This window comes from Methylobacterium sp. SD274, from assembly GCF_017355285.1.
Classification (GTDB): Bacteria; Pseudomonadota; Alphaproteobacteria; order Rhizobiales; family Beijerinckiaceae; genus Methylobacterium.
This window is the reverse complement of the sequence record NZ_JADIJP010000007.1, coordinates 1-18,117: the sequence shown is the minus strand read 5'-3', so window position 1 is coordinate 18,117 and position 18,117 is coordinate 1. Positions and strand designations below refer to the sequence as shown.

The 18,117-nt window shown below is 66.7% G+C and carries 22 protein-coding genes; 5 read left to right on the top strand and 17 right to left on the bottom strand.

Annotated features, from left to right (window positions below; translation table 11 throughout):
* Positions 1 to 20 precede the first annotated feature (20 nt).
* Together IPV08_RS08420 and IPV08_RS08415 are read left to right on the top strand one after the other, a co-directional pair.
* On the top strand, positions 21 to 1,319 hold the full coding sequence (locus IPV08_RS08420; protein ID WP_207411509.1) for an SDR family oxidoreductase: 1,299 nt from the start codon (positions 21 to 23) through the stop codon (positions 1,317 to 1,319).
* Between the two features lie 5 nt (positions 1,320 to 1,324).
* Positions 1,325 to 1,804 carry a DUF2269 domain-containing protein gene (locus IPV08_RS08415; protein WP_207411508.1) on the top strand — a complete coding sequence of 160 codons (480 nt, stop codon included), beginning with the start codon at positions 1,325 to 1,327 and terminating at the stop codon, positions 1,802 to 1,804.
* A 7-nt stretch (positions 1,805 to 1,811) separates the two neighbouring features.
* On the opposite strand, the gene dxr is transcribed toward IPV08_RS08415, so the two are convergent.
* The 16 genes from dxr to IPV08_RS08335 all read right to left on the bottom strand — a co-directional run bounded on the left by dxr (position 1,812) and on the right by IPV08_RS08335 (position 15,663).
* Complete coding sequence (dxr, locus tag IPV08_RS08410) at positions 1,812 to 2,981, bottom strand: 1-deoxy-D-xylulose-5-phosphate reductoisomerase (protein WP_207411507.1); 1,170 nt, start codon at positions 2,979 to 2,981, stop codon at positions 1,812 to 1,814.
* Positions 2,982 to 2,994: 13 nt separating this feature from the next.
* Positions 2,995 to 3,861 carry a phosphatidate cytidylyltransferase gene (locus IPV08_RS08405; protein WP_207411506.1) on the bottom strand — a complete coding sequence of 289 codons (867 nt, stop codon included), beginning with the start codon at positions 3,859 to 3,861 and terminating at the stop codon, positions 2,995 to 2,997.
* The gene (locus IPV08_RS08400) at positions 3,861 to 4,706 is read right to left on the bottom strand and encodes an isoprenyl transferase (RefSeq protein WP_056431515.1); all 846 of its coding nucleotides are present in this window, start codon (positions 4,704 to 4,706) and stop codon (positions 3,861 to 3,863) included. Before IPV08_RS08400 ends, IPV08_RS08405 begins: the two co-directional genes overlap by 1 nt.
* A 49-nt stretch (positions 4,707 to 4,755) precedes the next feature.
* Entirely contained in the window at positions 4,756 to 5,319 is a 564-nt protein-coding gene (frr, locus tag IPV08_RS08395) for a ribosome recycling factor (RefSeq protein ID WP_056431517.1), read from the bottom strand.
* Between the two features lie 150 nt (positions 5,320 to 5,469).
* The gene (locus IPV08_RS08390) at positions 5,470 to 5,955 is read right to left on the bottom strand and encodes a BLUF domain-containing protein (RefSeq protein ID WP_207411505.1); all 486 of its coding nucleotides are present in this window, start codon (positions 5,953 to 5,955) and stop codon (positions 5,470 to 5,472) included.
* A gap of 161 nt (positions 5,956 to 6,116) precedes the next feature.
* Positions 6,117 to 6,839 carry a UMP kinase gene (gene pyrH, locus IPV08_RS08385; RefSeq protein ID WP_056431523.1) on the bottom strand — a complete coding sequence of 241 codons (723 nt, stop codon included), beginning with the start codon at positions 6,837 to 6,839 and terminating at the stop codon, positions 6,117 to 6,119.
* A gap of 245 nt (positions 6,840 to 7,084) precedes the next feature.
* The gene (gene tsf / locus IPV08_RS08380; protein WP_056431526.1) at positions 7,085 to 8,008 is read right to left on the bottom strand and encodes a translation elongation factor Ts; all 924 of its coding nucleotides are present in this window, start codon (positions 8,006 to 8,008) and stop codon (positions 7,085 to 7,087) included.
* A gap of 119 nt (positions 8,009 to 8,127) precedes the next feature.
* Positions 8,128 to 9,192 (bottom strand): 30S ribosomal protein S2, encoded by a 1,065-nt coding sequence (locus tag IPV08_RS08375; protein ID WP_056431618.1) that lies wholly within the window; start codon positions 9,190 to 9,192, stop codon positions 8,128 to 8,130.
* 159 nt (positions 9,193 to 9,351) lie between these two features.
* Positions 9,352 to 9,615: a hypothetical protein gene (locus tag IPV08_RS08370; RefSeq protein ID WP_207411504.1), complete on the bottom strand. Its 264-nt coding sequence runs from the start codon at positions 9,613 to 9,615 to the stop codon at positions 9,352 to 9,354.
* A gap of 88 nt (positions 9,616 to 9,703) precedes the next feature.
* Entirely contained in the window at positions 9,704 to 10,453 is a 750-nt protein-coding gene (locus tag IPV08_RS08365; RefSeq protein ID WP_207411503.1) for a pseudouridine synthase, read from the bottom strand.
* Between the two features lie 31 nt (positions 10,454 to 10,484).
* Positions 10,485 to 11,408 carry a class I SAM-dependent methyltransferase gene (locus IPV08_RS08360; protein WP_207411502.1) on the bottom strand — a complete coding sequence of 308 codons (924 nt, stop codon included), beginning with the start codon at positions 11,406 to 11,408 and terminating at the stop codon, positions 10,485 to 10,487.
* A 359-nt stretch (positions 11,409 to 11,767) separates the two neighbouring features.
* Complete coding sequence (gene era / locus IPV08_RS08355; protein ID WP_156467881.1) at positions 11,768 to 12,697, bottom strand: GTPase Era; 930 nt, start codon at positions 12,695 to 12,697, stop codon at positions 11,768 to 11,770.
* Between the two features lie 49 nt (positions 12,698 to 12,746).
* A complete protein-coding gene (gene rnc / locus IPV08_RS08350) occupies positions 12,747 to 13,559 on the bottom strand; it encodes a ribonuclease III (RefSeq protein ID WP_207411501.1) in 813 nt (270 codons plus the stop codon).
* Positions 13,560 to 13,570: 11 nt separating this feature from the next.
* On the bottom strand, positions 13,571 to 14,371 hold the full coding sequence (gene lepB / locus IPV08_RS08345; protein ID WP_056431539.1) for a signal peptidase I: 801 nt from the start codon (positions 14,369 to 14,371) through the stop codon (positions 13,571 to 13,573).
* Positions 14,372 to 14,431: 60 nt separating this feature from the next.
* Positions 14,432 to 14,899 carry a holo-ACP synthase gene (gene acpS, locus IPV08_RS08340; RefSeq protein WP_207411500.1) on the bottom strand — a complete coding sequence of 156 codons (468 nt, stop codon included), beginning with the start codon at positions 14,897 to 14,899 and terminating at the stop codon, positions 14,432 to 14,434.
* A complete protein-coding gene (locus IPV08_RS08335) occupies positions 14,896 to 15,663 on the bottom strand; it encodes a pyridoxine 5'-phosphate synthase (protein WP_207411499.1) in 768 nt (255 codons plus the stop codon). Before IPV08_RS08335 ends, acpS begins: the two co-directional genes overlap by 4 nt.
* A gap of 115 nt (positions 15,664 to 15,778) precedes the next feature.
* On the opposite strand from IPV08_RS08335, the gene IPV08_RS08330 reads away from it, so the two are divergent.
* The 3 genes from IPV08_RS08330 (at position 15,779) to IPV08_RS08320 (ending at position 17,295) form a co-directional block, all read left to right on the top strand.
* Positions 15,779 to 16,153 carry a PH domain-containing protein gene (locus tag IPV08_RS08330; RefSeq protein WP_056431548.1) on the top strand — a complete coding sequence of 125 codons (375 nt, stop codon included), beginning with the start codon at positions 15,779 to 15,781 and terminating at the stop codon, positions 16,151 to 16,153.
* A gap of 117 nt (positions 16,154 to 16,270) precedes the next feature.
* Positions 16,271 to 16,534 carry a PepSY domain-containing protein gene (locus IPV08_RS08325; RefSeq protein ID WP_156467875.1) on the top strand — a complete coding sequence of 88 codons (264 nt, stop codon included), beginning with the start codon at positions 16,271 to 16,273 and terminating at the stop codon, positions 16,532 to 16,534.
* Positions 16,535 to 16,629: 95 nt separating this feature from the next.
* Positions 16,630 to 17,295, top strand: coding sequence for an MgtC/SapB family protein (locus IPV08_RS08320; protein ID WP_207411498.1), 666 nt, complete (start codon positions 16,630 to 16,632; stop codon positions 17,293 to 17,295).
* Positions 17,296 to 17,299: 4 nt separating this feature from the next.
* Here the strand turns inward: IPV08_RS08320 and IPV08_RS08315 are convergent.
* Positions 17,300 to 18,117, bottom strand: an 818-nt coding sequence (locus tag IPV08_RS08315) for a PQQ-binding-like beta-propeller repeat protein (protein WP_207411497.1), incomplete at its 5' end; no start/stop codon positions are given.

Sequence of the window (18,117 nt, the reverse complement as noted above, 5' to 3'; positions counted from 1 at the left end):
GGAACGGCAGGTCACCCCTTATGCGAATCCTGGTTCTCGGAGGCTACGGCCTCATCGGCTCGGCCGTGGTCTCCCGCTGCCTCGCCGCCGGGCATGCGGTAACGGGTCTCGGGCGAGACGTCCGGGCGGCGCGCCTGCACCGTCCCGAAGCAGATTGGATCGAGCACGACATCGCCCGGCTCGTCGCGCCGGAGGATTGGAGCGACACGCTGCGGGGCATCGATGCCGTGGTGAATTGCGCGGGCGCCCTGCAGGACGGCCCGCGCGACGATGTCCGCGCTCTTCAGGCGACCGCCATGTGCGCCCTGTTTGCCCGTTGCCATCAGCTGGGTATCGTGCGCGTCGTCCAGGTCTCGGCGGCGGGAGCCGCTCTGAACGCCGCCACCGAATTCATGCGCAGCAAGGCCGAGGCCGATTCGAGCCTGGCCTCCCTCGATCTCGATTGGGTGATCCTGAGACCGGGACTGGTCCTGTCGCCGATCTCGTACGGGGCGACCGGCCTCATCCGTGCGTTGGCATCGCTCCCGGTCGCCTTCACCGGCATGTCCGATCTGCAGCCGATCCAGACCGTCCATGTGGACGATGTGGCGGAGGCGGTCCTGCTCGCGGTCGAGGGCCGGATTGGTCCGCGCGCGAGCTACGACCTCGTCGAGGAGCGGGGCCACTCCCTCGCGGAGATCGTCGCGGCCTTTCGCGCCCGACTCGGACGCCCCACCGCCGCATTCGCGCTGCCGATGCCCTCCCCGCTCCTTCGCCTCGGGTTCCGCATCGGGGACCTTGTCGGCCGTCTCGGCTGGCGGACGCCCATCCGCACCACGGCATTGATCCAGATCGAGGCCGGCGTGACCGGGGACCCGACCGCCTGGATGCAGGTCACCGGGGCTCCGCTTTCCTCGCTGTCGGACAGCCTTCGCCGGATGCCATTCGGCGTGCAGGAACGTTGGTTCGGCCGGCTCTGGCTACTGAAGCCGGCCATCCTCGCCACGCTTTCGCTGTTCTGGCTGCTCTCGGGGCTGATCGCCCTGACGCATCTCGACGCCGCCATGGCAGCGATGACCGCCCACGGCATCGATGCGGCGACCGCGCGTGTCACGGTGCTCGCCGGCATCCTCGTCGACCTAGCGCTGGGGGGAGCGATCCTTGTCAGGCGCACCATGCCGCTCGCCGCCCTCGGCATGGCGGCGATGACGGGGATCTACCTCTTCTTCGGCTCGGCCATCGCCGCCGGCCTCTGGCTCGATCCCCTGGGCGCCTATCTCAAGACCCTGCCGGGAGCGATGCTAGCCCTCGTGGCCTACGCGCTGGCCGACGAGCGCTGACCCCGATGGAGTACGTCGATCTCCTGCGCTGGCTGCACGTCATCGGCGCGACGATCCTGCTCGGCACCGGAACCGGCATCGCCTTCTTCATGACGATGGCGCACCGCACGGGGCGGCCCGATCTGATCGCCCATGTGGCGGGGACGGTGGTCGTCGCCGACCTGCTCTTCACGGCGACGGCGGCGTTCATCCAACCGGTGACGGGCTGGCTCCTGGCGCGCGCGGTGGGCTGGCCCCTCGCCGAAGGCTGGATTGCCCTGTCGTTGATTCTCTACGTCGTCATCGGCTTGTTCTGGCTGCCAGTGGTCAGAATCCAGATGATCCTGCGCGACCTCGCCATGGCTGCGGCCCGATCAGGGATACCCCTCCCACCGCGCTACCATGCTCTCTACCGGATCTGGTTCACCTGCGGTTTTCCCGCCTTCGCCGCCATGCTCGGCATCGTCTGGCTGATGACGGCGAAACCGCGATTCGCCCTGTTCTGAGCGGACCTCAGGCGGCCGACGGGAGCGCCTTGGCGCTCCAGGCGCGGACATGGGCGTCGATGGCCAGAGCCTCGTCCACGTCGGCCGGTGCCCTGCGATACGCGGGGGCGAAATGTTCGCAGGCCCGCTCCACCAGTTCGGCGATGCCGTAGAAGCCGATCTCGCCGCGGATGAAGGCGGCCACCGCGATCTCGTTGGCGGCGTTCATCACCGTCGGGGCGGCACCGCCCTCCGCGAGCGCGGCACGGGCGATGCGCAGGCAGGGGAAGCGCGCCTCGTCCGCCGCCTCGAAGGTGAGGCTGCCGACGGCGGCGAGATCGAGGGAGCGTCCCCGCTCGATGGTCAGACGGTCGCCGAGGCCGAGACAATGGGCGATGGGGACGCGCATGTCAGGCATGGCGAGGCCCGCCGTCACGGCGCCGTCGCGCCAGGTGATGAGGCCGTGCACGATCGATTGCGGATGCACGATCACGTCGAGGCGCTCGGCCTCGATCGCGAACAGGTGATGCGCCTCGATGAGTTCGAGGCCCTTGTTCATCAGCGAGGCCGAATCGATGTTGATCTTCATTCCCATCGACCAGGTCGGATGAGCCGCCGCCTCGGTGGGCGAAGCCGCGGCGATGCGTTCCTTCGTCCAAGTGCGGAACGGGCCGCCGGAAGCGGTGATGGTCATCTTGGTCACGTCCGAGACGCGACCGTCCCCGAGCGCCTGGGCCAGGGCGTTGTGCTCGGAATCGACCGGCAGCAGCGTCGCCTTGAACCGCGCGGCATCGCGCATGAAGGCGTCGCCGGCGCAGACGAGGCTCTCCTTGTTGGCGAGGGCGACGGTACGGCCGAGGCGCAAGGCCGCATGGGTGGGGCGCAGCCCCGCCGCACCGCTCACCGCCGCCACGACGATGTCGGAGTCACGGGCAACGGCTTCGAGGACGGCGCTGTCGCCTGCCCCGTTGGCGATGCCGGTGCCGGACAGCGCCTCGCGCAGGGCGGATCCCTGGCTCTCGTCGGCGAGCGCGGCGAAATCCGCGCCGATCTCACGGGCGAGCTTTGCCAAAGCGGCGGCATCGCGGCCACCGACGAGGGCGCCGATCCGGAAGCGCTCGGGATGCTGGGCCAGCAGGTCGGTGGTGGAACGACCGATGGACCCGGTGGCGCCGAGGATGGTGACGGTATGGGTCAACGGATCGATTCCTTCAGACCACCGCCAAGCGGTGGGCAACGAGATAAAGGCCGGCGAGCACCGCCACGGCGAAGAAGCCGTCGAGCCGATCCATGACACCGCCATGGCCCGGGATCGAACGGCCCGAATCCTTCACGCCGTAATGCCGCTTGAGCCCCGATTCGGCGAGGTCGCCGGCCTGGCTCAGGATGGACGCGAGGGCGCTGGTAATGGCGACCGCGACGAGGGGTGCGTTCGCCAGACTGCTCCACCCCTGCGAGCGCGCGGCCATCACGAGCAGGGTGCCGGCGGCAATGCCCGCCGCGAGACCGCCGAGTGAGCCGGACCACGTCTTCTTGGGGCTCACCGAAGGCATCAGCTTCGGCCCGCCGAAGGTCCGGCCGGTGATGTAGGCGACGACGTCGGTGGACCAGACCACGGCGAACATCCAGGCTGGCCCGAAGATGCCGATGGCCGGGTCGTCACGCAAAGCCGGGGGCACCAGGGCCAGCACCGCGGCACTGAGGAAGCCGATCACGACGCGGCCCCGTCCGCCCGAATCCCGGACAATCACGACCAGCGAGACGAGGGTCAGAACCGCGACCGCGAGCCAGACCAGTGCCGGAGCATCCAGGCGCAGGCAGAGGGCGAGGGCGAACAGCCCCAGTCCCGTAATCGCAACGGTAGGCCTGAGCGGCGCGATCCGGCTGATTGTGATCCATTCGCCCGCGAAGACGATGCCGGCGATGAGCCAGATGGCGGCGAAGGCCCAGCCGCCGAGGAACAGCGTGGTCAGCACGATGGTCGCCAGTACGATGGCGGACGCCGTGCGAATCTGGAATTCGCGGCCGCCGAGGGGGCCGCGCCTCGGCGCGGATGCCGCGTCGCCGGGCGAGGCCATCACCCAGCCTTGCCGCTGAGGCCACCGAAGCGGCGATCGCGGCGATGATACTCATCGATGGCCGCATGGAAGCAGGCGTGATCGAAATCCGGCCAGAATTCCGGCACGATCACGTATTCGGCGTAGGCCGTCTGCCAGGTGAGGAAGTTCGACAAACGCTGCTCGCCGGAGGTCCGGATGACGAGGTCGGGATCGGGGATGCCGGTGGTATCGAGGGCTTGAGCGATGGCCTCGAGGCCAATTTCGGCGGGGCTCATCCGCCCGTCGGCCACCGCCTGGGCCAGGGTCCGGACCGCCCGCAGGATCTCCTGGCGCCCGCCGTAATTGAAGGCGATCACCAGGGTGAGGCCGGTATTACCGCGGGTCCGCGACTCGGCCTCGTCGAGCAGCGCGGCGATATCGGTGCTCAGGCCTTCGCGGGCGCCGATAATCTTGACGCGCACGTTGTTGCCGTGGAGCTCGGCGAGATCGCGGCGCACGAACAGCTTCAGCAGGCCCATGAGATCGGCGATTTCGGCCGGCGGCCGGCGCCAGTTCTCGGAGGAGAAGCTGTAGATCGTCAGATAGGAGACGCCGAGTTCGATCGCGGAGCGGACCGCGCGGCGCACCGCCTCGACGCCGCGGCGATGCCCCTCCACCCGCGGCAGACCACGGCGCGCAGCCCAGCGGCCGTTGCCATCCATGATGATGGCGACATGAGCCGGCGCCGCCGGACGGGTGACGGGAGACGGGCCTGACCCCGAAGTCTCGGTATCCCGCGAGGCGAGGCCGACCGCGACGCTGGCGGTGTCCCTATCCCCGGCCGCAGATACCTCGATCTGACGCGCGCCCTCTGAGCGACCCAACGCGCTTCTCCCCGTCCCTGATTCCGTCGATTCCATACCTGTCCACAACTTAGACCTGCATGATTTCCTTTTCCTTGGAGGCGAGAACGCCGTCGATGTCAGCGATGTGCTGGTCGGTCACCTTCTGCACTTCGGTCGCCTGACGCTTCTCGTCGTCCTCGCTGATGGCGCTTTCCTTCTCGAGCTTCTTGAGATGATCGAGCGCATCGCGGCGGACGTGGCGGACCGCGACGCGGGCCTCCTCGGTATATTTGTGAGCGACCTTGACCATTTCCTTGCGGCGCTGCTCGTTCATCTCCGGAACGCGCAGGCGGATGGTCTGACCCTCGGTCTGAGGGTTCAGGCCGAGATCGGATTCACGAATCGCCTTCTCCACGGCGGCGACCATGCTTCGGTCCCAGACCGAGATCGACAGGAGGCGCGGCTCGGGCACGCTCACCGTGGCGACCTGGGCCATCGGCATGGACGACCCATAGGCATCGACATTGATCGGGTCGAGAATGCTCGGGGTCGCGCGTCCGGTGCGCAGGGAACCGAGATCCTTCGACAGCGCGCTGACGGCGCCCTGCATCCGGCGCTTGATATCGTTCAGGTCGAACTCTGGGGTCGCCATACTGTGTGTCCCGACGAGAATGAGAGAAAAGGCGTTGGGCCGCCGGGGCCCGTGCGTGCGGCCTCAATGAACCAAAATCCGACAGGTCGCAAATGGCGTTCGCGCGCGCGGCGGATCAAATCGACCATGCGAGGCGGCTTCGCGATCTGCCTATCGCGCGACCGGCTTCTTCTCCGCTAGTCCCGGCGGGCCGGAGCGCTGGACGAAATGGTTTGCATCGAGCTCCGTGAACGCCTGGAGCAGCGCGATGATGGCTCCCGCCGACATCTCCGTAGGGTCGAACTTCGCCGTGGGACCGTATTGGAGATAGAGGGCGTTGAGGGCCTCCGAGCGGCCTGCATAACCGACCATCCATCCCCGCAACGCACGCTGCTGTAATGGAACGGCAGAGACGAGAACCATGCCGCTGTGACGGCTGTCCGCCGCCAGAGCCCAGAGCTGCTCCGAGATCGTCGACGTCTCTCCCTCCATGGCCTGGAGGAAGAAATCCTCGTTGAACACGAGGGCGCCCGTCATGCCCGACGCATGATCGTAGCGGTTGCAGGAGGCCAGGATGTCCTTGACCATGTCACGCATCGAACCACCCGTCAGCTTGACGAGATTCCGGCTATAGAAAACGAACTGCGACAAGGGCATCGACTATGCTCGGCAGCCGCATCGGGCAGGCGGCAGGCGTTCCCTTTCACAGGAAGAGCGAAAATCCTCAAGAAACCCTGATGCCGAAATCGAGCGAGCAACTGGGAGGCCGCTGCGCATCAACTCGCAACGACGAACCCGATACTTGAGATACTATGTCGTCAGGGCACGACGTGCGTCGAAGGAGCGTTCCCCGTGAGGATCGCCGTGACCGAACTCGGGGCATGAACAGAGCCGACGACGATGGAGATGCGGCTCTCGCGGGCCAGCGCGAAGGCGGCGGTATCCATGATCTTGAGGTCGCGCGCGATGGCATCGTCATGGGTCAGGCGGTCGTAGCGCACCGCCGAGGGATCTTTCTTCGGATCGGCCGAATAGACGCCATCGACCTGGGTCGCCTTGAGCACGGCGCCGCAGCGCAGCTCGGCCGCGCGGAGCACGGCGGCGGTATCGGTGGTAAAATACGGGTTGCCGGTGCCTCCGGCCAGCACCACCACCTGGCCCTTGTCGAGATGGTGCAGAGCCGGCTGACGCGCATAAGTCTCGCAGATCGTCGGCATCGACACCGCGGACATCGTCCGGGCGGGCACGCCGGCGGCATTGAGGGCCGTCTCGAGGGCGAGGGAGTTCATCACCGTGGCGATCATGCCCAGCGAGTCGCCGGTGGCGCGATCGATCCACCCCGCCGACGAGATGCGCGCGCCCCGGATCATGTTACCGCCCCCGACCACGAGAGCGACCTGAAAGCCGGCCTCCAGGGTCTTGGCGATATCGTCCGCCAGGGCCGCCAGGAGCGGGGGATGCAGCCAGTAGCCGTCCGGGGCGGCCAGGGCCTCGCCCGACAGCTTCACGAGGACGCGGCGAAACGGTTTGGTCTCCGGCATGGCGCCAGTCCCCTCAAGCACCGGCGCAAGGCCGAACGATTCAATCGGAAGCGCCCGCTGTCTATCGCATGGCGGTCGCGAAGGTCGAGGGGTAGGACCGTCTTAGTATGTCATCTCGGGGATCGGTCGCCGGACCTGTGGAGAGACGAGGCGGGATCGATGGTCGGAAAACGCGGAACGGGCGGCGGCATCGCTGCCACCGCCCGTCCCAGAAAAAAGGTTGTCGATCCAGATGGTTGGCGGCGTCAGCCGCGCGCGGCAGCCGCGACTTCGGTGGCGAAATCGGGAGCCTCTTCCTTTTCGATGCCCTCACCGAGCGCGTAGCGCACGAAAGCGGTGAGCTTGACCGGCGCACCGGCCTTGCCCTCGGCTTCCTTCAGCACCTGCGTGATCGTCTTGGAGCCATCATGGACGAAGGGCTGCTCCAGGAGGGTGACCTCCTTGTAGTAGCTCTTCAGGCCGCTCTCGACGATCTTGGCGAGGACGTGGTCCGGCTTGCCGGCATTCTTCTCGCGCAAGATGTTGCTCTCGCGCTCGAGCACGGCCTGATCGACGCCAGCGGCATCCAGCGCAACCGGGTTCGTCGCAGCGACGTGCATGGCGATCTGACGGCCGAGGGTGGAGAGAACCTCCACGTCGCCTTCGGATTCGAGCGCGACCAGCACGCCGATCTTGCCGAGGCCGTCGGCGACCTGAGCGTGGACGTAGGACGCGATCACGCCCTTGGTCACGTCGAGCTTGGCCACGCGGCGCAGGGTCATGTTCTCGCCGATCGTGGCGATGAGGCTGGAGAGCGACTCCTTGACCGTGGTCGAACCACCGGGGAAGTGAGCGGCCTCGAGGCCTTCGAGCGAACCGTCGGTGTCGAGGGCGAGCTTGGCGGCTTCGCGGGCGAAGGCCTGGAAGCTGTCGTTGCGCGCAACGAAGTCGGTCTCGGAATTCACCTCGACGATGGCGGCGTGATGGCCCGACGATTCGACGGCGACGAGGCCCTCGGCGGCGACGCGGCCGGCCTTCTTGGCGGCCTTGGCCAGGCCCTTCTTGCGCAGCCAGTCGACGGCGGCTTCGATGTCGCCATCCGTCTCGTTCAGCGCGCCCTTGCAGTCCATCATGCCCGCGCCGGTCTTTTCGCGGAGCTCTTTCACCAATGCGGCGGTGATGTTGGCCATGGCGAGTCCTCTCTTCGGGTCTGTCTCAAATGATAAAGGAGCCCGGCGCTAGGAGCGCCGGGCTTCGTGGATTGGTTCGACGTCATCGGCGGCATCCCGTCACCGGGATGCCTGGGCGATCAGGCGGCGGCAGCAGCCTCGGCGAAGCCACGGGCCTGGTCGACCCAGCCATCGCGGCTGATGCGGCCGTTGAGCTTCAGATCGGCATCGACCTTGGCGACCTCGGCATCGGTCATCGCGGCGATCTGCCAGTAATGGTAGACGCCGGCATCGTTGAGCTTCTGGACGATCTGCGGTCCGGCGCCATGGAGCTTGGACAGGTCGTCCGGAGCGCCGCGGGGAGCCGAGAGCAGTTCGAAATGCTCGGTGGATTCCACCAGAGCGGCCACGTCGGCGGGATCGAGAGCGCCGGACTCGACCGAGAGAGCAGCCTCTTCCTCGGGAAGCTCTTCGGCAGTCGGAGCCTCGGAGGCACCGAGGTCGATGCCGCTGGAGCCCTGGCCGCGGGAGATACCGTCGATGGCGGCGCGGGCGATGAGGTCGCAATAGAGCGAGATCGCGCGGCCGGCATCGTCGTTCGCGGGCACGACGTAGGTGATGCCGTCGGGGTTGCAGTTGGTGTCGACGATGGCCGCCACCGGGATCCCGAGGCGCTGGGCCTCCTTGATCGCGAGCTGCTCCTTGTTGGTGTCGATCACGAACAGCAGGTCGGGCACGCCGCCCATGTCCTTGATGCCGCCGAGAGCCTTCTCGAGCTTGTCCTTCTCACGGGACAGCATCAGGCGCTCTTTCTTGGTGAGGCCCTGGCCGCCGCCTTCGAGGGTCTCGTCGACCTTGCGCAGACGGGCGATCGAGCCCGAAATGGTCTTCCAGTTGGTCAGCATGCCGCCGAGCCAACGGGAATTGACGTAGTACTGGGCCGAACGCTTGGCGGCTTCCGCGATCGTATCGGCGGCCTGACGCTTGGTGCCGACGAACAGCACACGGCCGCCCTTGGCGACGGTGTCGCTCACGGCCTGCAGGGCCTGGTGAAGGGCCGGCACAGTCTGGGCGAGATCGATGATGTGGATGTTGTTGCGGGTACCGAAGATGTAGGTCTGCATCTTCGGGTTCCAGCGGTGAGACTGGTGTCCGAAATGGGCGCCCGCTTCGAGGAGCTGACGCATCGTGAAATCAACGGCCATGATCGTTTTCTCTTCCGGTTGATGCCGCCGCGGAGGAAGCGACCGACCCTCGAAAGGGACGATCACCGGAAACGCCTCATTCAGGCATGAGGCCGGCTCCGCGTGTGGAATGGGCGGGGCCTTAGCAGAGGATATCCGCCGAGGCAAGACGATGGGAGTTCAGTTGCGCCCGTGGCGCTGAATCCAGAAGAACACCAGCGTTCCGCCGAGAAAGAACGGGCCGAGTACGATCCACGGGACGAGACTCGGCCAAAAGACCCAGACATCCGTTTCGAGACGACAGTTCTCGTATCCGGAGAACCAATCCCACAGCCATCGCCGCTTCCGCCGATGATCCTTTGTATCGCAGAAGGTCACGCCCCATAGGAGGGCGCTCAGAATCTGCCAGTGTGCAAAGCCCCAGATCGCGCAGAGGCCGAGCACGTAACCCAGGTCTCGCCAGAACCTCCGCCCGTCCGAGTTCGGCATCGCCAGTCGCCCCGCTTCGTCCCACCGAGACGGCCTGAGCGAATCAGGCCGCCGACGCCTCGCCGAACAAGGCCGCGACATCCGTCTCGTTGAGGATGCGGTAGGCTCCGGCTTCGAGATCGGCCGGCAGGGTCAGGCCGCCGATCCGGTCGCGATGCAGGGCGGTGACGTGGTTGCCGAGCGCCGCGAACATGCGGCGGACCTGATGATAGCGGCCCTCGTGAAGGGTCACGACCACATGGGTCTCGTCCTCGACCTCCATCTCCACCGGCAGGAGGGGCTTGTCCTCTCCTTCGAGCAGCATCGATCCGCTCCCCAGCACCATGACCTCGTCGCCCTTGAGCGGACGGTCGAGGGCGACGCGGTAGCGCTTGGCGACCTTCGATTTCGGCGAGATCACCTTGTGCAGGAACGGCCCGTCGTCGGTGAGCAACAGGAGACCCGAAGTCTCCTTGTCGAGGCGGCCGATGGTGGAGAGGGCCGGATCACGCCGGCGCCAGCGCTCGGGAAGGAGCCCATAGACGAGGGGGCCGGCCTCCTTGTGGGAGCATGTCACGCCGAGCGGCTTGTTCATCACCAGGGCGAGGCCCGGCGGCGGATCCAGGGGATCGCCATCCACGACCATGCGCTGTGACAGATCAGGCGTCGCGGTGATGCGCTGACTGGCATCGCGCAGAGGCGCATCGTCGAGCACGACGAGGCCGGCTTTGGCGAGAAGGCCGATCTCCCTGCGCGAGCCGTATCCGAGATTCGCCAGCAGGCGATCGAGCCTGAGGCTCGGGCTCTTGCTCAACGACCGGTGCTCACTTTCACGTTCCGTGGTTTCACTTGCGCGCTTCGTAGATCTTGTAGCCGCCGGCCGAGGCCTTGAGCGTGACGTTCCTGAAGGCGGCGTTCAGCGGCGCCTCGTAGGGCAGATGCGCGTTGGCGGTGAGCCAGAGCGTGCCGCCGGGCCTCAGGGTCTCGGCAGCGCGGCGGATGAAGACTTCGCCGAGGAAACGGTCCTCGATCCCACCATCGTGGAAGGGCGGGTTCATGACGACGAAGTCGAGGCGCTCCAGCACTACGTCGGCCGAACGGATATCGGCCCAGCGAATATCCGCGCGCGGGTCACCGACATTGCGGCGGGCCATCTCCACGGCGCGCCGGTCGATGTCGATGAGGGTCAGCGCGGTCACGCCCTGGGAGGCCAGGACGGCGCGGGCAAGGACTCCGATCCCGCATCCGAAATCCGCCCCCCGGCCCGAGAGCGACGGCAGGTTGGCCAGGAGCAAAGCGGTGCCCGGGTCGAGCCGGTCCCAGGAGAAGACGCCGGGCTGCGTGCAGAGGGCGAGGTTGTCGATGTGGCGCGGCGCGCCTTCCTGGATCACCTCGTCGAGGTCGATGATCGCGACGGGCCGGGCGACCTCGCAGATCCGGTGATGCCGCTTGGCCGTCTCCGCCGGCTCACAGCCGAACTCCTTCAGCTCGCGGCCGAGACGGGCCCCACCCTTATCCTTCGGCGCAAGCGCGCGCAGGCGCCCACCCGGACGCAAGGCGCGCAGCGACAGGGACAAGGCATAGCGACGCTCGATCGTCCCCGCCGGGGCCAGCATGGTCACGCTCTCGAGGCTACCCTCGGCGATGTCCTCGAGGCGGACCGAACCGGGGATCAGCGGCGAGAGTTGGGCCGCCCCTGCGGACACGTCGGCCAGTTCGGGAGGAGGAGACCCATAGACAGCATCCGGGACGGTGGGAGCAGGCATCATTCATGGATCCGGCGCGACAGCGCGCGCGCCTCGAGAGTTGGGCGTTAAGAGGGAGGATATTGGGCGCCACGACTCGGAATCGAGTCCGGCTTCGCGATTGGTAGCCGGCGATGGCCCCGAAGAAAAGGTTATCTTCGCCAGATCCGATAAATTTACAAAATCGAGCGAATCGGTTGGCAACACCGTGTCAAGTCATTGCCAAGCTCTTCTATGCACAAACATCCCAAACAGGCCTCGTTCTTTAACCTGCGTTTCAAAAACGGCGACGCTGTGCGGAACGTTACTGCGAGTTATGCGGCAATGCAGCACGAAGCGGCTCTGGATACCTCGAACCGTATCGTGACGCACCAGCCCATCACCTATCCGCGCGGGAATTCGAGCCCCATCTCCCGATAGCGTGCCGGATCATCGGCCCAGTTCTCGCGCACCTTCACATGCAGGAACAGGTGGACGGGTTGATCGGCCGCCTCGGCGATCTCGCGCCGGGCCGCCTGCCCGATCGCCTTGATGGTCTGACCGCCCTTGCCGAGCACGATGGAGCGCTGGCTCTCGCGCTCCACGAAGATCGTCTGCTCGATTCGCACCGAACCGTCGGTCTTCACCACCCATTGGTCGGTCTCGACGGTGGAGCGGTAGGGCAGCTCCTCGTGGAGCCGGTCATAGAGCTTCTCACGCGTGATCTCGGCGGCGAGCATCCGGAGCGGAGCGTCCGAAACCTGATCCTCCGGGTAGAGCCAAGGGCCGGGCTGCATCATCCCCGCCAGGGTCTTCCTCAGCGTATCGATTCCGTCGCCGTTGAGCGCGGAGATCATGAACGTATGCGCGAAGGCGATGCGCTCGTTGAGCGAGGCGGCCAGGGCCAGCAGCCGGTCGCGCGGGATCAGGTCGATCTTGTTGAGGATCAGGGCCTTGGGTTGGCGCACCTCGGGCAAGCGGGCGAGGATCGCCTCGACCTCCTCGGTGACGCCCTTGCGGGCATCGACCAGCAGGCAGACCGCGTCGGCATCGGCGGCACCGCTCCAGGCGGAATGAACCATCGCCCGGTCGAGGCGGCGCTTGGGCGCGAAGATGCCGGGCGTGTCCACCAGGATGATCTGGGCACTGCCCTCCATGACGATGCCGCGCACGAGTGCCCGGGTCGTCTGGACCTTGCGCGAGACGATGGAGACCTTGGTGCCCACGAGGCTGTTGAGCAGGGTCGACTTGCCGGCATTGGGTACGCCGATCAGGGCGACGAAGCCCGCGCTCGAATCGGCCGGGATGACCGGCAGCGGCTTGATCTCGGGCATTGGAGCCTGCCGGGGCAGGTCGTCTTCGTCGTCGAAATCGTTGTGATCGTCAGGCATCGGGGTCGCTTTCTTCACCGACGTCCGCCGACGTCTCCAATCCGTTCCGTGGGGTGACGCCGGCCTGAGGGCCCGTGCCGTGAACCTCGCGCTCGAGCACGAGGCGGGCGGCCTCCTGCTCGGCGAGGCGTTTCGAGGGGCCGGTGCCGTATCCGGGCTCGAGGCCCTCGACACGCGCGGCGATCCTGAAGACGGGGGCGTGATCCGGGCCGGACCGCTCGACGACCTCGTAGACCGGGATCGGCAGGGCGCGCCCCATCGCCCATTCCTGCAAGGCAGATTTCGCGTCGCGTCCGCGCGGTGCCGCCGTGTCGGTGCCGGGCGCGAAAGCCGTGGCCACGATGGCCTTCGCCGTCTCGTATCCGGCGTCGAGGAAAACCGCGCCGAGGATCGATTCGCAGGCATCGGCCAGGATCGTCTGGTTGCGACGGCCGCCGCTCTGGATCTCTCCCGGGCCGAGGGCGAGATGGGGCCCGACATCCCAGGCCGTGGCGACCGAGGCACAGGTCTCCCGGCGCACGAGCCCGGCGAGACGCCGCGACAGGTCGCCTTCATCGGCCTGCGGGAAGGCTTCGTAGAGGAGGTCCGCGATGGCGAGGCCGAGCACCCGGTCGCCGAGAAATTCGAGGCGCTGGTAGCTTCCCACCCGTCCGCCACCGCCGGCCTTGCTGACATGGGTCAGGGCCAGCGACAGAAGGCTACGGTCGGCGAAGACGTGGCCGATCCGCTCTTCGAGCACGTTCAGGCCGGGCTTGGGTCGCGGTGCGCGACGCGCCCGGCTGGAAGGACGCGTCTCCTCACTCACGGTCGATCGTCCTAATGGATGCTGCTGAAGATGCGGCCCCACCGCACCTTCGCCGGCCATTGCCAAATCTGCCAGGCCGGGGTGCCCTCGTCGATGGAGAAGAAGATCATCTCGGCACGGCCGACGAAATTCTCGAACGGGACGAAGCCGACATTGGCGAGGTCGCGCGAATCCGTGGAATTGTCGCGGTTGTCGCCCATCATGAAGTAACGGCCGGGCGGCACGAGATAGGGCTCGGTGTTGTCCCAGTAGCCGTTATCGCCCTCGCGCTCGATCACCTGATGCACCACGCCATTCGGCAGGGTCTCGGTATATTGCTCGACCTTCGTCTCCTCGCCGTACGGACCTGTGGTCTCGTAGGGGGCGATGCGCTCACGCTTCACCGCCACATCGTTGATGTAGAGGATGCCGGCCTTCATCTGGATCTTGTCGCCGGGCAGGCCGATGACGCGCTTGATGTAGTCGGTGGCATTGTCCTTCGGCAGTTTGAATACGGCGATGTCGCCGCGCTTGGGCTCGGCCGCCCAGATCCGGCCATCGGCCTTGAACGGCAGGTACTCGCTCAAGGGCAGCGAGTATTTGGAATATCCGTAGGAGTACTTGGACACGAACAGGTAGTCGCCCACGAGAAGCGTCGGAACCAGCGATCCCGAAGGAATGTTGAATGGCTGGAAGAGCAGCGTGCGCACAACGAGGGCGATCAGCAGCGCCTGGACGCCGACCTTGACCGTTTCCTTGATGCTCGCCCAGGCGCCCGTATCGGCCGCCCTCAGGTCTCGCTTCGTCTGGTGATCCACGCGCGCTCGTTCCATCTGTCTGCAATCTCCGGCTCGACGCGCGAACCCGATCGACTGTCGGTGATGACCGGCGGTCTAGACCATGCCGTCGGGAGCCGCAACGCGAGCAGTGGCCGGCTCAGCATCCGGCATCGGGGACGGCAGCGAGGAGGGCAAGGCCTCGATGATCACGAATGCTTGCGCCATGGGCGGATCGTCGGTGAGCGTCACGTGGATCTTGGCCGTGTGCCCGGCGGGAATCAGCGCCCGCAGACGCTCCGCCGCGCCCCCGGTGAGGCGCAGGGTCGGTGCCCCTCCCGGCAGGCTCACCACCTCCATGTCGCGCCAGAAAACGCCGTGGCTCATGCCGGTGCCGAGCGCCTTGGCACAGGCCTCCTTGGCGGCGAAGCGCCTCGCATAGGACGGTGCGCGGGCGGCGCGACGGTCCGACTTGGCGCGCTCGCCATCGGTATAGACCCGATGGGTGAAGCGCTCGCCGTAGCGCTCGAGGGACCGTTCGATCCGGCGGATGTCGCAGAGGTCCGAGCCGATGCCGACGATCATGCCGCGATCCCCGTCCGGGCCCGATCCATGGCGGCGCGCATGTCGCGGATCGCCTGACCCAGCCCGTGAAAGATCGCCTCGCCGATGAGGGCATGGCCGATATTGAGCTCGGCGAGCTGCGGCAGGGCCGCCACCGGACCGACGCTGTCGAGGGCGAGCCCATGACCCGCATGGACTTCGAGGCCGATCCGCGCACCGTAATCGGCGGCCCGCGCGATGCGGGCGAGTTCATGCGCCACCCGTGCGCCGTCACCCTCGGCGACCGCTTCGCAATAGCTTCCCGTATGAAGCTCGACCACCGGCGCCTCCAGACGGAGTGCCGCGTCCATCACCGCCTTGTCGGGCTCGACGAAGAGCGAAACGCGGATCCCGGCGCTCGACAGGGCGGCGATTCGAGGCGCGAGATGGGCCGCCTGCCCGACGATGTCGAGGCCGCCCTCGGTGGTGCGCTCTTCGCGCTTCTCTGGAACGAGGCAGGAGGCGTGCGGCCGCAGGCGGGTGGCGATCCCCACCATCTCGTCGGTGGCCGCCATCTCGAAATTGAGCGACACCGAGAGCCGCGCCATCAGCGCCTCGATATCGGCGTCGCGGATATGCCGGCGGTCCTCGCGCAGATGCGCGGTGATGCCGTCCGCCCCGGCTTCGACGGCCAGTAGGGCGGCAGCGACAGGATCGGGATGGATGCCGCCGCGAGCGTTACGCACGGTGGCGACGTGGTCGATGTTCACGCCGAGGCGAAGGGGAACAGGTGCTTTGGCGGACATCAGGTAACTCCGGACGGCAGACGCGTCCCGCGACGAAGGACGACCGGCAGGCGATGCGCACGGCCGTTTCGTCCCTAGATAGGGGTAAGGCGGCATTTTCGGGATAGGCGGCGCAATGGGAATTCTCGACGGGCTCTTCGGCCATGGCAGCGACCTCTCCCCGCAGGAGGTGCACGAGGCGCTCGGCGGCGTTCTCACCCAGGGCGAGACGGTGCAGGTGGCGTTCCGGGTGATCCGCGACCTCATCGTCTTCACCGACCGGCGGCTGATCCTGGTGGACAAGCAGGGCATGACCGGGCGCAAGGTCACCTACATGACTGTGCCCTACCGGGCGATCACCTGTTTCTCGGTGGAGACGGCGGGCAGTTTCGACTTCGATTCGGAACTGGCGATCTGGGTCTCGGGACGTCCCGAGCCAATCCGGAAGACGCTCAAGCGCGGCGCCGACATCCTCGGCATCCAGCAGGCCATCGCCGCCTCCCTCAGGTGATTCCTTCCTCGGGTGATCCATCTCTCTGGCGATTCTTCTCCGGAACCGGAAAACCCGTGTGGGTGTTTGCCCTTAGACGGCAAACAAAACCGCACAGAAGAAACCCCGGAGGAACCCATGAGAGCCCTGAAACCCGCACTCCTCGCACTTCTCCTGACCGCCGGATCCACCGGCATTGCCCTCGCGGACAAGCCCGGCGCGGACTGGATGCCGGCCGAGCAGGTCAAGCAGAAGCTGATGGCGGCCGGCTATACCGACATCACCGAGTTCGAGGCGGATGACGGCCATTGGGAGGGCGAGGGCATGAAGAACGGTGTGAAGATGGAATTCCACGCCGATCCGAAGACCGGCGCCATCATTTCCGAGAAGCCCGATAAATAGGTCTTTCGACAGGTGAATAGGGACGGCGGCAGGATTGTCGCCGTCCCCGTCTCTGCTTAGGAGCGACCGACTGGCTCTGAGCGGATGGACAGCGCGTGATCGGCAATTTCGAGATCCTGGGCCGTCTCCTCCTCGCGGCACTGCTCGGCAGCGCCGTGGGTTTCGAGCGTGAGCGCCACGTCTGGGCGGCGGGTATGCGGACGCATATGCTCGTCTGCGTCGGCTCCTGCCTGATCGTCATCGTCTCGGCCTTCGGCTTCTCCGACATCCTCGGCACCCCGAACGTCAACCTCGATCCCTCTCGCATGGCGGCGCAGGTCGTATCCGGCATCGGCTTCCTCGGCGCCGGCACGATCATGCTGCGCGGGGAGATGGTGAAGGGTCTCACCACGGCGGCCGGGCTCTGGGCCGTGGCCGCCATCGGCCTCGCTGCGGGAACCGGCCTCTATGTGGCGGCGACCGCCACGACCGTCATCGTGCTGCTGATCCTCGCTGGGATGAAGCCCCTGGAGAAGCGCTACCGCGAGCGGGCGCAGACGCGGACCCTCACCATCACGGCCAAGCGCGGGGTGATCACCATCGAGTCCCTGCGAACGATGTCCGGTCCCTTCGCCTCCCGCCTCGTACAATTCGTGGCGCAGCCGACGGAGGAGGGCGGCATCGATACGATCGAGGTGTCCTACGTGCATATCCCGGATAAGAGCTTCGACGAGATCGTGACCGCGCTCCGGGCACGCGAGGGCGTGACGAGCGTCTCGTGAGACGTCAGTCCCGCGATTCGGGCAAGGCGAAGACCATGAGCTGGCCGCCCAGTGCGGTGTAGCGCGACAGGCCGGCATAGCCGCCCACTGCGCCGGCGCCGTCCGCCGGGTCGGTGAGGCCGGCGGCGAGCCCGATACCGGCCCAGCCGCCGACGCCCGAGAGCACGGCGACGTATTGCCTACCGCGATGGAGGTAGGTCGTCACGTTGCCGATGATGCCCGACGGCGTCTTGAACCGGTAGAGTTCGCGGCCCGTGCGCGCATCGACGGCCTTCAGGTATCCTTCCAGCGTTCCGTAGAACACCACGTCGCCGGCCGTGGCGAGGGCGCCTGACCAGACCGAGAACGGCTCGGTGTTCGACCAGACGATCTTTCCCCCGGTGCCGTCCCAGGCGATGAAACGCCCGGTCTCCGGACCGCTCTCATGCGGCTGGAGCGTGACGGTGGCGCCGACATAGGGAATGCCGGGGGTGTAGCTCACCTGGAACGGCTCGTAGCTCATGCAGATGTGGTTTGTGGGCACGTAGAACAGGTGCGTGTCGGGCGAATAGGCGGCGGGCTGCTCGTTCTTGGCGCCGATGGCACCGGGGCAGATCCCCACGGTGGTCTCGTCCTCACCCTTGGCTTCCGGTGAGTAGCGCGGATCGACCAGGGGACGACCGTAGGTCTTGGAGCCCTTGTCCATGTCGACCTTGGAAGCCCAGTTCACCACCGGATCGAATTTTTCCGCCACCAGCAATTCGCCGGTGTTCCGGTCCAACGTGTAGCCGAAGCCGTTACGATCGAAGTGGGTGAGGAGCGGACGTGTCCGACCGTCGATTG